Raw genomic sequence first — 13731 nt, 5'->3', positions numbered from 1 at the left:
CGATCACACCCATGTCCTGGGGCGGAAACGGTTTGCCCGCTCCACCAGTTCGATCCGTTCCTCGCCGCGCTGGGCCAGCCGGGCGAGCACGCGGTAGCTGCGCTCCAGCCCGAAGCGCAGCTCGCGCTCGTCCAGGCCGCGGCCCAGCAGCGCGCCCGGGCGGGCGGCCCGGGGACCGCCGGCCGGGCCGGGGGAGCCCGACAGCACCCAGTCCAGCGCGCTGCCCAGCACCTCCGTGGAGAGCCGCTCGCGGCGCACGGCGTCCAGCCCGAAGTCCGCCAGCCGCTCCACCTGGCCCGCGGCGGCCACCAGGTCGTCCAGCAGCGGCTCCTGCGGCGAACGCCGCCGCAGCCGGGCCCGCACCGCCGCGACCCGCGCCGCGGTGTAGTGGATGGACGCCTCCGGCACGGACTCCAGCGCGCGCACGGCGCCCCGGCGGTCCCCGCCGGCCAGCCGCACCCGCGCCAGCCCGAACGCGGCGCTGACGAAACTCGGGTCGGTCACCCACACCAGCCGGTAGTACTCGGCGGCGTTGTCGAGCTGCCCGAGGACCTCCGCGCACACGCCGAGCGCCAGCTTCGGGGCGGGCTCGCCCGGGAAGGCGTCGTAGACCGCGTCGAACGACAGCGCTGCCGTCTCCTTGTCACCGCAGACCAGTGCGTGGAGCCCGCGGTACCAGACGATCCGCCAGTCGCCCGGGTGGGCGGCTTCGAGGCTCTCCAGAGCATGGGACGCCTGCGCCTCCTCGCCCAGTTCCAGCTGGGCCCGGATCCTGCGCAGCCGCAGCTCCGTCGACTCGGCGGGCGCGGCCTGCAGCGCGGCGTACACCTCGGCGGGCTGCGAGGCGAGCAGCCCCGCCAGGAAGCCCGCGTTGGGGTCGCCGGGGGCGACGAGCGGCACCGGCAGAGCCAGCGCCGCGGCCCGGGCGTCGAGCGCCGCGACAGGCGCTGCTTCGGACGCCGCGGCGGGCGCCCCGGCGGGCGGTGCCGGTGTGGCGGGCGCTGCGAGCGCGCTTCCCGGCGCTGCCCCCGGCGGCAGCCGGCGCGCACCGGCCCGGCCCGGCAGCATCCTGCGGCCCGGCGCCGCACGGCCGCCCAGCGCCGAGACCTCGCCGTCGGCCTCCTCGAACAGCCGGGTGTCTACCACCCGCAGCTCCGGCCCGAACAGCGTGGACAGCGCCGGCCGCGGCCGGCCGGTCTGCAGCGCGACGACCTCCCGCAACACCCCCGTCAGCTGGTCGGCCATCTCCTCGGCGGAGGCGAACCGCCGCGCCGGATCGGGATCCGTGGCCCGCACCAGCAGCCGGTAGAAGGACTCGTAGCGGGAGAAGACCTCGATGTGGTCCGGGTCGGGCAGGCTGTCCCGGAAGACGTTCGTGTAGCCCTGGAAGTCGAAGGTGAGCACGGCCAGCGTGCGGGCCACCGTGTAGAGGTCGGAGGCGACCGACGGGCCCACCTCGGCGACCTCGGGGGCCTGGTAGCCCACCGTGCCGTAGATCGCGCCGTCCTCGTCGTCCATCCGCCGGACCGCGCCCATGTCGATCAGCTTGAGCTGGTCCTGCTGCTGGATGGCGTTGTCGACCTTGAAGTCGCAGTACAGCAGGTGGCGGCTGTGCAGGTGGCCGAGCGCCTCCAGCGCCTCGATGCCGTACGCGCAGGCCTGCTCCACCGGCAGCGGATCGCGCCGCCCGTCCGGCGTCCGCCGCTCGTTGGCGATCTCCTTCAGCGACTTGCCGCCGACGTACTCCATGACGATGTAGCCGTCGAGGCTGCCGGTGCGCTGGTCGAGGTGCTCGACGAAGTTGTAGATGCGGACGATGTTGGAGTGCTCGATCTCGGCGAGGAAGCGCCGCTCGGAGACCGCCACCGCCAGGGCGTCCTCGTCGCCCGTGTCCAGCAGGCCCTTGAGCACGACCCAGCGGTCCGATACGGCCCGGTCGACGGCCAGGTAGATCCAGCCGAGCCCGCCGTGCGCCAGGCAGCCCGCCACCTCGTACTGCCCGTGCACCACGTCCCCGGCGCGCAGCTTGGGCACGAAGGAGTACGGGTGGCCGCACTTGGTGCAGAAGCCCTCCGTACGGCCCGGCCGGTCGCCGCGCGCCCGGCCCACCGGCGCACCGCAGTCGCTGCGGCTGCAGAACCGCTTGCGCTCCGGCACCTGCGGATCGGCCAGCACCGCCGCCCGGGGATCCGGACGCGGCACCTCCGGCACCTTGACCAGGCCCGCGCCCAGCCTGCCGCGCCCCGACGACGACGGCCCCGAGCCCGCGCTGCGCACCGACACCGACCGCGTGCCCGCACCCTCGGCCCCCGGAAGCGAGCGCGACAGGCGCCCCGACACCGACCGCCGCGACGACGAGGAACGCGACGACGAGCGCGAGGACCGCGAGGACGACCGCGCGGAAGAGGAGCGGGACGACGAGCCCGACGAGCCCTGCGACCCCGCTCCCGCACCGCCCTCCGGGCCGCCGCCCGGCGAGCCCCCCGCCACCCCCGTGGCGGGGGAGGAGACCATCCCGTTCGGCGACACGACCGGCGCCAGGCCGCACGTGTCGCAGTACAGCTCGCCGCCGCCGACGTCCTCGTACGAACCGGCGCACCCCGGCCGCTGACAGGCCTCGCTCACGCTTCCCCCCTCCGCCCCGTGGGCCGCTCCCCGGTGCCCGGCGCCGCCGCCGACAGCGTCTCGGCCAGCGCCTGCTGATAGCGCAGGACCGCCTGTTCGGCGGCCACCAGATCGCACGGCGCGCTCCACAGCATGCGCCGCGCCGCGTCGTACCGCTCGATGAGCAAGGAGTCCTCCGCCAGGCCGTGCCGGGCGGTCTTCGCCTTGTACGCGTCCAGGCGGCCGCGCAGCTCGGCGCGGACCGCCAGCGGGGCCGTCACCGCCGTCAGCGACTCGCGGGCGCGCAGCAGCTCCTCCTCCGAGCGCTGCTCCAGGCCCTCCAGGAGCGGCGAGAGCCGGTGCCACCGGGCGTGCCTGCGGTGCTCGGCGGCGGCCGCCAGCTGCTCGTAGAGGGCCGTCGGCGGGCCCGAGACCGCGGGCACCACGGACGCGGCGATCTTCGACAGGACCTCGACGCGCGCCTGCCGGGCCTCGTTCAGCGTGCGGTCCGCGCGCGAGAGGACGTCGCGCACGCGCATCAGCCGCCGCTCGGCGTCCTGCCGGACGTCCAGCACCGCCTCGACCTCCCGGCGGACGTCCTCCAGGGCCCGCGCGGCGCGGTCGTAGCGCGTGGTGTCCGGGCGGCCGCCGCCCGGGGCCGAGCTGGGCGAGGAGCCGGCCCAGAAGGCGACCGGATCGGATATCACCTCTTCCCGCAGCGCGGCCAGTTCCCGGGTGATCTGTTCCAGGTCGTCACCGGAGGGGTGCTCGCCGGGCCGGACGCCCACCGAGTGGGCGAGGGAGCGGGTGCGCCCGAGCTCGGCGGCGAGCAGGTCGATGCGGGCGGGCAGCGCGGACCACACGGCGTCGGCGATCACGACGACGTCGAGGGCCCGGGCGTACCAGCCGTTCATCCGGTCCAGCAGCTCCTGCAGGCTCAGCTGCTCGCTGAGGCGCGCCGTCATGCCCGTCATGCCCGCCGTGCCCACCGCGCCCGCCGGGAGGCCCGCCGTGCCGAGCGCGGCCGTGCCGTGGCCGGGCAGGGTGATGCCGGAGCCGCGCAGCAGCTCGGTGAGCTCGGACAGCTCGCCCTGGGTGGGCCAGCGGCGGCGGGCGCGCAGCTCGCGGGCGGCGGTCAGGGCCGCGGTGTAGGCGTCGAAGTACGCCCACAGCTGCCCGATGAGGGCCTCGGCGGCCGCCCACCGGCTCCTGGTCTCGCCGGTGAGCTCCGCCCCCTCCAGCAGGCGCCGCCCCGCATGGTCCTGGAGGGCGAGCAGCGAGGATTCGACGGCCTCGTGCTCCGCGCCGAGCCTGGCCAGCGCACGGTCCACCTCCTCGCGGGTCAAGGCCGGCCCGGTGGGCTCCGCGACCGCCATCGATCCCCTCTCTCCTGTCCGCGGCGGGCGCCGCGGGCGTGTCCGTTACGGCCGTGCTCCCCGGCCCGCCGTCAGTCCCGGTACTTGGGCGCCGGCGGGGCGGTGATGCCCTTCAGGTCGGCGGCGAGCCACTTGTCGTACGCCTTCATCCAGAGGCTTCCGGCGCCGCCCGCGCGGTAGTCCTCCAGCACCTTGTTGACCCGGCGTACCAGGTCCGTGTCCGCGAGGTTCATCGCCACGCCGTACGGTTCGGTGGTGAACGGCTTTCCGACGAGCTGCACGGACGGGTCCTGCGCCGCCTGGCCGGCCGCCAGGGCCCTGTCGTTGACCACGGCGTCGACCTCGCCGAGCTGGAGCCGCACCAGGCAGTCGAGCTGGTTGGGGACCGTCAGCAGGGTGGAGCCGTGCGGCTCTTCCCGCACCTTGATCTCGGCCGTGGAACCCTCCGCCGTACAGACCTTCTTCCCCTTCAGTGAGTCGTCGAACGCGGTCACCGGTGACCCCTTGGGGACCATCACCTGCTGCCCGGACTCGAAGTAGGCCGTGGAGAACGCCACTTGTTTGATCCGTTCGCACGTGATGGTCATCGTGCGGGCGACGATGTCCACCTTGCCCGTCTGCAGGGCGGATATGCGCCGGCTCGTGGGGATCGCGAGATAGGTGACCTTGCCGGGGTCGCCGAGGATGTCCTTGGCGACGGCCCGGACGAGGTCGATGTCGAAGCCGCTGAGCTCGCCGTCGGCGGGGTTGCGGTAGCCCCAGCGGTAGCTGTTCTGGTCGACGCCCGCGATCAGCCGGCCGCGGGCCTTGATGCGCTGCACGGCCGCTCCGTCGGCCCCGCCCGCGGGCCGCAGACTCGCCTCCGGGTCGGTGCACTGCGCGGGTGCCGCGGCGGCGCCCGGGGCGGGCGCCGCGGGTGCGGCCGGTGCGGCGGTCCGTGCGGGCCGGTCCTGCGCGGGTGCGCCGCCCGTGGGCAGCACGGCCGCGGCCGCCGCGGCCAGCGCGCACACGGCGGCCGCCACCGCCGCCGGTCCGGCCCGCATCCGCTTCCCCGTCCGGGCCCCTGCCATGCGCACCGCCTCCCCCTCGTCCTCCCGTACCGGTCTCACCGGTACTCCGACAGCCTGCGGCCCACGCCGAGGACGGCACCGGCGGCGCCGAGGACGGTCAGCACGGCCGCTCCGGCGGCGAGGCCCGAGAACGCGCCGCGCCCGTCGTCGGCCTCCTGCCGGAACTCGGCCTGCTCGTGGGCGATCGCGCGCTGCAGTTCGGTGTCCACCCGGTCGAAGGACGCGCCGGTGCTGTCCTTGTCGCCGATCACCTTGCGCAGGGCGTCGTCGTAGTCGCCGCGGTCGTCGGCGAGGGCGCGTGCCTGGCCGTGGCGCTGCTGCCACTCGCGGACGTCCTTGACGGCGGCCTCGACCGGATCGCGTCCCTCGGCGTCGTCGGCGAGCGCCCGGGCGCGCTCCAGCAGGGTGTCCGGGCGGGCCGGGCCCTGGCTGCCGCCGACGAGCCGGCCCATGCCGTCGCGGTAGCCGGTCTCGTAGGCGTCGTCGCCGTTCTTCCCGAGGACGGCGCCCCGGGCGACCATGGCGAGGTTCTCGTCGCCACGGGCCTGGAGTGAGCCGATCCGGGCCTCGTTGAGCGCCTGCAGGGACTTCGCGCCGTGAGTGTAGGAGGTCTCCAGGCCGGAGCGGGCCACCGCGTGGCCGGCGACCAGCCACAGCAGGACGACGCCGGCGGCCGCGGTGGCGGCGAGCAGGCCGTGGTTGAAGACCCGGTTCGTCCGGAGGTAGTTGCGGCGCTGGGCCCAGGCGAGGGTGCCGAGCGCGGCGACGCCGAGGGCCAGGGCGGCCCACGGCCAGGACTGGGCGTCGTCGTAGTCGGAGCCGAGGCGGTCCGTCTCGGCCTCGTACAGGCCTCGGGCGGCGGGCAGCAGCTCCCCGCGCATCCGGTCGCCCGCGTAGCGCAGGTAGGCGCCGCCGAGCGGCAGGCCCTGGCGGTTGTTGGCGCGCGCGGCCTCCACGAGGCCGGTGTAGCGCGGGAGTCCCTCGTTGAGGGTGGCGATGCGGGCGCGTGCCGTGGCCGAGGCGTCGGCGTTCGCGGCGGCCTTCACCAGCAGCCGGGAGGCGAGCGCGATGTCCTTCTCGTAGCGCTGGCGGACCGCGCGCGGCTCCTGGCCGCCCGCGAGGAAGCCGCTCGCCGCGGTGGTGTCGGCGTCGGCGAGCGAGCGGTAGATGTCGGCGGCGTCGGCGCTGAGCGGCTGGCTGGTGCGGACGACGGAGTCGGCCGCGGCGGCTCTGGAGGCGACCTGCCAGGCGGTGACCGCACCGAACGCGACGAGGACCACGGCCAGGACGGCCCCGATGACCCGCAGCCTGCCGGGCTCGGTGACCGCCGCGGCCCGCACGCGGTCGAGCCCCTCGCGCCAGGCCGGGCCGGAGGTGCTGCGGCCGGGCGCTCCTCGCGGCCCGCCGGCCGGCTGCGGCTGTGACACGTGACCTCCCCCTCGGTCGCTGAGGGCGGCCCGTTGCCCGGTGCCGGCCGGGAACAGGTGCCCGGCCAGCAGTATGGCCGCAAGGACTGACAAACACACCGGTGCCGGTGCGATCTTGTTCGGATCGCGATCTCCACCGGGGCCCGTGGCGGCCCTCGTTCCCCATCACGCCCGCCGGCCCGGCGCGGTTCCCCGCACCGGGCCGGAGGCGTGTGAGCCTGTCGCGCGCCGCGCCTTACGCGTAGGTGCCTGCCTTACGCGTAGGTGTAGTACGAGCTGTGGTCGAGCATCTGGGCCGGGGTGACGTTGTTCCACGGGCGCATGGTGTCGTTGAGGTCGACGACGTTCGCGGTGCCGGCGGCCGGCAGGTAGGCGGACGCCGGGTGCATGCGCTGCCAGTCGGACCACAGCTTGTCGATGTGGCAGTGGTGCAGCCAGAAGACCGGGTCGTTGGGGGAGACGCCGGTGGCCATCTGGCCGCCCATCCACACGTGGATGTTGTTGTGGACGCGGCCCGCGCCGCGCCAGCCCTCGAGGTAGTTGCGGAAGCTGCCCTCGGAGGCGCTGTTCCACGGGGCCGTGTCGTAGACCGGCATGGCGAGGACGGCGTCGACCTGGGCGCGGGTGGGCAGCGTGCCGGCGGCGCCCATCTCGCGCTGCAGGAAGTTGCGGTTGTCGACGCTGACGTTGATGGTCCACTTGCCCGTGGAGTAGGCGAACGGGCCGGTGGTGACCTGCGCGTCGCGGCTGCGGCCGTTGCCGCCCATGAAGTCGGCGCCGAAGATCGAGGAGTTGACCGAGCGGTCGACGGTCCAGTCCCAGTAGGGGAGCGTGACCGAGGAGTCGATCTTCTGCAGCTCCTGCTCGAACTGGATCAGGAAGCGGCGGTGCCAGGGGAGGAAGGAGGGGGAGCGGTGGCCGACGCGGTCGCTGTCGTCACGGTCGCTCATGATGAACTCGTTGTGCGTCCGGACGAAGCCGTCGTAGACACCGGTGCGCTTGAGCTCCAGCACGGCGTTGACGAAGTTGCGCTTCTCGGTGGCGGTCAGGTTCGCCTGGTTCTTGCGCACTGCCATGGGGTTCGTGTCCTCGTGAGTGAGAAGTGTGGGTCGGTGGGGTGCGTGCGGCAGTGGCCGGTCAGTTCATCGCGATCGGGACGAGCGTCGCGCCGCGGAGGGCGTCGACGGCGGCGCGGGTCAGCGCCAGCGGCTGGTCGAAGACCTGGTAGTGGTTCACCACGCTGATCCAGGTGCCGTCGGCGTTCTGCATGACGTGCAGCTCCTTGCCGTCGATGGTGACGGCGAAGCCACCGTGGGCCGCGTGCTCGCCGCTCGTCACCGGCTTGCCGACGATGCGGCGGCCCTTGTAGACCTCGTCGAACGCAGCGGGGCCGGTGCCGTGCCCGCCGTGCCCGGTGTGGTCGGTGGTGTGGCCGGTGTGGTCGGCCGCCCGCGCGCCGGTGGCGAGCAGCGCCACTCCGGCGGCGGCAGCGGCGGTTCCTCTGAGCACGACGCGTCGGCTGACGTTGGACGACATGGGTCGGTCCCCCCTCGATTGCGCGCCGACAAGGCGCGGAATGGACGATCAGTGGCGGAAGTTGTCACGAATGCAGCCGTAAATCCCTTTTGATGGCGGTTGCTTGTTGTATTTCGTGATCAATCCGTGCGGGCGGATGCTTGCATGACCGAGGAGGGGTCGAAAAATGGTTGACCGATTTTGGGACATTAGGTAAATGAATGGTCAACCAATGCCCTGGGAGAAATTTCTGACGAATGGCGTTGTTGACGCCATGTCAGGAAAGACGGCCGTCGTGAGGGCCCCCGACGAGAGATCTTCCGGTTCGGGGTGGGGTGTGGTGACGCCTCTCACGATGTGAACATGACGTGAAGAAGGCGACGGTTTCGCAGATTCCGGCCACGGAACGACAGATTCCGAGATATCGGTCGCCACGCGGGAAACAGGCGCCGAACGGACCCCGTGCCGCCCGGCCTACGCGTCGCCGTAGTGCGCCCGCAGCCGGGCGTGAGCCGCCGCCGGAGCCCCGGCGCGGTCCAGCGCCAGCAGCGCCGCGCCCAGCACCGGCGGCGCCGTGACCACCACCGGCACCGCCTGCGGCGCCCGCCCGGCCAGCAGCGCCACCACCTGCTCGTGCAGCAGCGGGTGCCGGGCCGCGAGCACCCCGCCGCCCAGCACTACCGGCACCCCGGCCCCCAGCAGCCCCAGCCGCTCCAGTGCGACCGCGGCCATGGTGACGACCTCCGCCGCCTGCCGGGCCACGAGGCCGCGGGCGACCGCATCGCCCGCGGCCGCCGCTGCGAACAGCACCGGTACGAGCTCGTGCCGCCGCTCCGCCGCCACCCGGCCCAGGTGCAGCGCCTCGATCAGCGCGGGCATGCCGTCCAGGCCGAAGTGCGCGGGCAGGGCGCGGGCCAGCGCGGTCGGCCCGCCGCGGCCGTCGGCGGCGCGCGCCGCCGACCAGAGCGCCTCCTCCGCCAGGCACGCGCCGCCGCCCCAGTCGCCGGAGAGCCGCCCGATCGCGGGGAAGCGGGCCGTGCGGCCGCCCGGTCCGAGCCCCGCGCAGTTGATGCCCGCCCCGCACACCACCGCGACGCCCACGGGCTCGCCCCCGTCGGGCAGGCCCGCCCGCAGCAGCGCGAAGGTGTCGTTGGCGACGGCGACCGTCCGCCCCCAGCCGCGGGCGGCGATCTCCGCGCTCAGCAGCTCCTCCTCCACCGGCAGGTCGCAGTTGGCCAGGCACGCGCTGACGTGAGCGGCGTACGGCGGTGCGGCCGTCCCCGCGGCAGCGGCGGCCCGCTCCACGAGCGCCGCCAGGCCGTCCACCGCCTGCCGCACGCCCGCCTGCACCGGCTGGAACCCCCCGCCGCGCGCGGCCCCGAGCACGGCGCCGTCCGGCCCCGCCAGCACCACGTCGGTCTTGCTGTTGCCCGCGTCGATCGCGAGCAGCGCGCCGCTCACACCCACGCGAGGTGCTCCCGGTTGTGCGCGAGGAGGGCGTCGGTGAGCCGGTCGGCGTGGTCGACCTGCCCGACCAGCGGGTGGGCGAGCAGCGCCCGGAAGACCCGGTCGCGGCCCCCCTTGAGCGCGGCCTCCAGCGCCAGGTGCTCGTACGCCGTGACGTTCGCGACCAGCCCGGCGTACAGCGGCTCCAGCGGGCGTACGGGCAAGGGGCGCGCGCCCCTCGCGTCCACCGCCGCCGGCACCTCGATCACCGCGTCGTCGGGCAGGAAGGGCAGCGTGCCGTTGTTGAGGGCGTTGACGACCTGGACGTCCCCCGTATCCCGCAGCAGCGACGCGGTCAGAGCGACCGCCGCCTCCGAGTAGAAGGCGCCGCCGCGCTTCGCCAGCAGCGCCGGCTTCTCGTCCAGAGCGGGATCGGCGTACAGGGCCAGCAGCCGCCGCTCCATCGCGGCCACCTCGGCGGCGCGCGAGGGCTTGGTGCGCAGCTCCCGGACGACCTCGTCGTGCCCGTAGAAGTAGCGCAGGTAATAGGAGGGGACGACGCCGAGGCGGTCCAGCACCGAGCGCGGCATGCGCAGATCGGCCGCGACGGCGTCGCCGTGCTCGGCGATCAGCCGCGGCAGGACGTCCTCGCCGCCCACCGTCACCGACCGCTCCCAGGTGAGGTGGTTGAGGCCCACGTGCTCCAGCGCCACCTCCTCCGGGGCGACCCCCAGCAGCCGGGCGAACTTCCGCTGGAAGCCGATGGCCACGTTGCACAGGCCCACGGCCCGGTGCCCGGCCGCCAGCAGCGCCCGCGTCACGATGCCGACCGGGTTGGTGAAGTCCACGATCCAGGCGTCCGGGCTGCGCCGCCGCACCCGCTCGGCGATGTCCAGCACCACCGGGACCGTGCGCAGCGCCTTGGCGAGCCCGCCCGCGCCGGTGGTCTCCTGGCCGACGCAGCCGCACTCCAGCGGCCAGGTCTCGTCCTGCTGCCGGGCAGCCTGGCCGCCCACGCGCAGCTGGAGCAGCACGGCGTCCGCGCCGTCCACGCCCGCGTCCGGGTCCGCGGTCCAGGTGACGCGGCCGGGGTGGCCCTGCCGGGCGAGGATCCGCCGCGCCAGCGCGCCGACGAGCTCCAGCCGCTCCGCGTCCGGGTCGATCAGGACGAGCTCGGTCACCGGCAGCGTGGCGTGCAACCGCGCGAAGCCGTCGACGAGTTCGGGGGTGTAGGTGGATCCGCCACCCACTACTGCGAGCTTCACCCTTGACTCCTTTGCTGGTTGCCAGGCCAGAGCGGCGAATGGCTCACGCCGTGTCGAACACGGTCTCCCGGGCCGCCGCGAGTGCGGTTCGCAGCGCCCCCGCCAGGACCGGGCGGTCCTCCACGGTGCTCAGCCGCAGCTGCGGCCGGGGCAGGGCCAGCCCGGTGAGCTCGGCCTCCACCATCGCGCGCAGCCGCTCGCCGCCCGCCCGGCACACGGCGCCGGAGAGCACCACCAGTTCGGGGTCGACCACGGCGACGACCGCCGCGAGCCCGACGGCCAGCCGCCTGCCCAGTTCGGCGTAGACGTCGTCGCCCGCGCCCGGTTCCGCCGCCGCGCGGGCGAGCGCCTCGGGGGCCGTACGGGCGTCGAGGCCGTGGGCGCGGGCGAGCGCGACGACGGCCGGGGAGGCGACGAGCATCTGGAAGCCGCCACCGCCGTCGGGGCCCGCGGTGGCGTCGTCCCCGCCGCGCGCGAGCGGCGCGCCCGGCAGCGGCATGTAGCCGATCTCCCCGGCGCCGCCGGTCGCGCCGCGCAGCAGGGTGCCGCCCAGGACGACGGCGGCGCCGACGCCCTCGTCGGCCCACAGCAGGACGTAGTTCGCGAAGCCCCGGGCCGCGCCGGCGTGCTGCTCGGCGACGGCGGCGAGGTTGACGTCGTTCTCGACGACGACGGGCGTGCCGGTGACCCCGGCGAGCTCCTCCAGCAGTGTGGGGGAGCGCCAGTCCGGCAGGTGCGGGGCGTAGCGCAGGAGGCCGGTGCGCGGGTCGAGGGCGCCGGGGGTGCCGATGACGGTGCGGTGCAGTGCGTCGCGGCCGAGCCCGGCGGCGGCGAGGGCGCCGTCGACGGCCCGGCCGACGAGCTTGGCCGCCCCCTCGCCCTGCTCCGCGGGCACGCGGTGCTCGCCGGCCACCGTGCCGGCGATGTCGGCGACGAGCGCGGTGACGCCCTCGGGGCCGACGGACAGCGCGGCGACGTGGGCGATGCCCGGGTCGATCTCGTACAGCCCGGCGCCGGGCCCGGGCCGCCCGGTGACGGTGCCGGTGCGGCGCACCAGGCCGGCGGCCTCCAGGCGGGTGAGCAGCTGGGCGGCGGTGGGCTTGGACAGGCCGGTCAGCTCGCCGAGGCGGGTGCGGGTGAGGGGGCCGTGCGCGACGAGCAGGTCGAGGGCGGCGCGGTCGTTCATGGCGCGCAGCACGCGCGGTGTCCCGGGGGTCCCGGCCATCTCCGTACCCTGACTGTTAGGAAACTTTCCTATTGATACGGGGAGAGGCTAGGGAACGGCCTGGCGGGGCGTCAATCGCCCGGCCCGAAAATCATGCGACGATCCGCCCGAACGGTGTTAATTTCGCTGACCATGCAATCCCTCGCCGACAACGACATACGCGCGTCCTTCATCAACTGCTCCAAGGGGGAGGCGCGCCGGATCGCCCTCCCGCGCAACCTCTCGGAACTCCCCTGGGAGGACCTCGACTTCCTGGGCTGGCGGGATCCGGGTGCGCCGGACCGCGGCTATGTCGTCGCCGAGCGCGAGGGAAAGCTCGTCGGCGTGACCCTGCGGGTGCCGCAGGGCGGGCCGCGGAGCATGGCGAAGTCCACGATGTGCTCGCTGTGCCTGACCGCGCACCCGGGCTCGGGCGTCTCCCTGCTCGCCGCCCGGCGGGTCGGCCCGGCCGGGCGCGAGGGCAACACGGTCGGCGCGTACATGTGCGCGGACCTGGCCTGCTCGCTCTACGTGCGCGGCAAGAAGGTCCCGCAGATGGCGATGCGGTACAAGGAGACGCTGAGCGTGGAGGAGCGGATCTCCCGCATGCTCGTGAACCTGGACGACTTCCTGGGCAAGGTCGAGCGCGGCTAGCCGGAGCGGCACGCCGGGCCGTGCGCCGGGCTACGCCGCGCGGGCCCGGACCGCACCGCGGCGGGGCCGCCGCGCCGCCGTCACTTGCCCAGGGCCGCGCCCGGCACGACCGGCGGTATGGGCGTCGTGGCCTGGGACTGCGGGGACGCCGGGTTCGCCAGGGCGGACGGTGCGGCCACGGCCGCCATCGGGTCGGCCCCCTGCGTCGCCCCCACCTCCAAGTTTGCCTCCGCCGGGCGGCCCACGATGCGGATGCCCTCCGCGTCCAGCGCCTGCTTGATGCGCCAGCGCAGCTCGCGCTCGACGCCGAGCGCCTTGCCCGGCATGGTCTTGGCGGACACCCGGACGACCACCGAGTCGAGGTAGGTCGCGCTCAGGCCCAGCACCTCGACGGGCTCCCACAGCCGCTCGGTCCACGGCTCGGCCTTCTGCATCTCCTCACCCGTGCGGGTGAGGATCTCGCGGACCCGGTCCAGGTCCTCGTCCGCACGGACCTGGACGTCGACGCCGGCCGTGGCCCAGCCCTGGCTCAGGTTGCCGATGCGCTTGACCTCGCCGTTGCGCACGTACCAGATCTCGCCGTCCGCGCCGCGCAGCTTGGTGACGCGCAGGCCCACCTCGATCACCTCGCCGGAGGCGACCCCGGCGTCGATCGTGTCGCCGACGCCGTACTGGTCCTCCAGGATCATGAAGACGCCCGAGAGGAAGTCGGTGACGAGGTTGCGGGCGCCGAAACCGATGGCGACGCCCGCCACACCGGCGCTCGCCAGCAGCGGGGCCAGATTGATCTTCAGCACGGACAGCACGGTCAGCGCGGCCGTGCCCATGATCAGGAACGAGGCGACGCTGCGCAGCACGGAGCCGATGGCCTCCGAGCGCTGCCGGCGCCGCTCGGCGTTGACGAGCAGGCCGCCGAGCGCCGTGCCGTCGACGGCCGAGGCCGTGCGGTTCATGCGCGCTATGAGCTTGGTGATGGCGCGCCGGATCAGGGAGCGCATCACCACCGCGATCACCACGATCAGGATGATGCGCAGGCCGTTGCTGAGCCAGACGGACCAGTTCTCCTCGACCCAGCCGGCGGCGTCGTTCGCCGTCCGTTGTGCCTCGTCGAGAGAGACAGGACGGGGCGTCGCGTCTTCTGCGGCCAGGGCAGCGGACCAGAACACTGCA

The 13731-nt window shown here is 74.5% G+C and carries 11 protein-coding genes; 1 reads left to right on the top strand and 10 read right to left on the bottom strand.

Features of this window, described 5'->3' with window-relative positions; translation table 11 throughout:
• Positions 1–3: 3 nt before the first annotated feature.
• The 9 genes from FGW37_RS11135 to FGW37_RS11095 all read right to left on the bottom strand — a co-directional run bounded on the left by FGW37_RS11135 (position 4) and on the right by FGW37_RS11095 (position 11928).
• The gene (locus FGW37_RS11135; RefSeq protein WP_179080922.1) at positions 4–2625 is read right to left on the bottom strand and encodes a serine/threonine-protein kinase; all 2622 of its coding nucleotides are present in this window, start codon (positions 2623–2625) and stop codon (positions 4–6) included.
• Entirely contained in the window at positions 2622–3980 is a 1359-nt protein-coding gene (locus tag FGW37_RS11130; RefSeq protein ID WP_179080921.1) for a hypothetical protein, read from the bottom strand. The genes FGW37_RS11135 and FGW37_RS11130 overlap by 4 nt, the downstream gene beginning before the upstream one ends.
• A gap of 71 nt (positions 3981–4051) precedes the next feature.
• Complete coding sequence (locus FGW37_RS11125) at positions 4052–5050, bottom strand: glutamate ABC transporter substrate-binding protein (protein WP_246430349.1); 999 nt, start codon at positions 5048–5050, stop codon at positions 4052–4054.
• 35 nt (positions 5051–5085) lie between these two features.
• A complete protein-coding gene (locus FGW37_RS11120; protein WP_425506508.1) occupies positions 5086–6477 on the bottom strand; it encodes a hypothetical protein in 1392 nt (463 codons plus the stop codon).
• 254 nt (positions 6478–6731) lie between these two features.
• On the bottom strand, positions 6732–7553 hold the full coding sequence (gene melC2 / locus FGW37_RS11115) for a tyrosinase MelC2 (protein ID WP_179080920.1): 822 nt from the start codon (positions 7551–7553) through the stop codon (positions 6732–6734).
• 61 nt (positions 7554–7614) lie between these two features.
• Positions 7615–8013, bottom strand: a complete 399-nt coding sequence (melC1, locus tag FGW37_RS11110; RefSeq protein WP_179080919.1) for an apotyrosinase chaperone MelC1 — start codon at positions 8011–8013, stop codon at positions 7615–7617.
• 453 nt (positions 8014–8466) lie between these two features.
• Positions 8467–9459 (bottom strand): N-acetylglucosamine kinase, encoded by a 993-nt coding sequence (locus FGW37_RS11105; protein ID WP_179080918.1) that lies wholly within the window; start codon positions 9457–9459, stop codon positions 8467–8469.
• Entirely contained in the window at positions 9450–10703 is a 1254-nt protein-coding gene (locus FGW37_RS11100) for a 6-phospho-beta-glucosidase (RefSeq protein WP_484600424.1), read from the bottom strand. Before FGW37_RS11100 ends, FGW37_RS11105 begins: the two co-directional genes overlap by 10 nt.
• A 43-nt stretch (positions 10704–10746) precedes the next feature.
• Positions 10747–11928: an ROK family transcriptional regulator gene (locus FGW37_RS11095; protein WP_246430348.1), complete on the bottom strand. Its 1182-nt coding sequence runs from the start codon at positions 11926–11928 to the stop codon at positions 10747–10749.
• 132 nt (positions 11929–12060) lie between these two features.
• On the opposite strand from FGW37_RS11095, the gene FGW37_RS11090 reads away from it, so the two are divergent.
• A complete protein-coding gene (locus FGW37_RS11090) occupies positions 12061–12561 on the top strand; it encodes an FBP domain-containing protein (protein ID WP_179080917.1) in 501 nt (166 codons plus the stop codon).
• Positions 12562–12641: 80 nt separating this feature from the next.
• Here the strand turns inward: FGW37_RS11090 and FGW37_RS11085 are convergent, their stop codons facing one another.
• Positions 12642–13727, bottom strand: a complete 1086-nt coding sequence (locus FGW37_RS11085) for a mechanosensitive ion channel family protein (protein WP_179080916.1) — start codon at positions 13725–13727, stop codon at positions 12642–12644.
• Positions 13728–13731 lie beyond the last annotated feature (4 nt).

The sequence above is a fragment of the Streptomyces rectiverticillatus genome, from assembly GCF_013394065.1.
GTDB classification, from domain to species: Bacteria; Actinomycetota; Actinomycetes; order Streptomycetales; family Streptomycetaceae; genus Streptomyces; species Streptomyces rectiverticillatus.
The sequence above is the reverse complement of the archived record's forward strand: the minus strand, read 5'-3'. Positions and strand labels throughout refer to the sequence as shown.